This is a genomic window from Streptomyces sp. NRRL S-495, from assembly GCF_000966955.1.
Taxonomy (GTDB): Bacteria; Actinomycetota; Actinomycetes; order Streptomycetales; family Streptomycetaceae; genus Kitasatospora; species Kitasatospora purpeofusca.
In genome coordinates this window covers 1-405 of sequence record NZ_JZWY01000222.1, presented here as the reverse complement: position 1 = coordinate 405, position 405 = coordinate 1, and the positions used below count along the sequence as shown (strand labels likewise).

Below are 405 nucleotides of genomic sequence, written 5' to 3'. Positions count from 1 at the left end.
AGTCCACCTGCTCGGGCCGGACGCCCGCCGTCAGCATCGCCTCGGCGGCGGCGTGTTCGGCGGCGGCCAGCAGGTCGCCGAAGGTCGTGGCCTTGCGCTCGGCGGCGGTCCGCTCGGGGGAGGAGACCAGCTCGTAGGGCCGGAAGTAGCGGCGGGTGCCGGGCAGGTTGCCGAGGGCCAGCCGGACGGTCTGGGCCTGCCGGGCCGGGTAGTCGGGGTTGCGGTCGAGGATGTCCTCCCGGATCCGCTCGGCCGTCACGGTGTGGGGACCGAGGGCGAGGGCCGGGCAGGCGACGAAGGCGGGGGCGGACAGGGGGGTGGGGAGAGCGGGAGTGGGGGCCGTGCTGGGCATGCGGATGGTTCCTTGCGGCTGCGCGCGCCGCGTCCGGCCGGACGCGACGGCCG

At 77.0% G+C, this 405-nt stretch carries 1 protein-coding gene; it reads right to left on the bottom strand.

Features of this window, described 5'->3' with window-relative positions; translation table 11 throughout:
* A partial coding sequence (locus tag VR45_RS13485) for a hypothetical protein (protein WP_045939970.1) occupies window positions 1-352 on the bottom strand: 352 nt, incomplete at its 3' end.
* Window positions 353-405 lie beyond the last annotated feature (53 nt).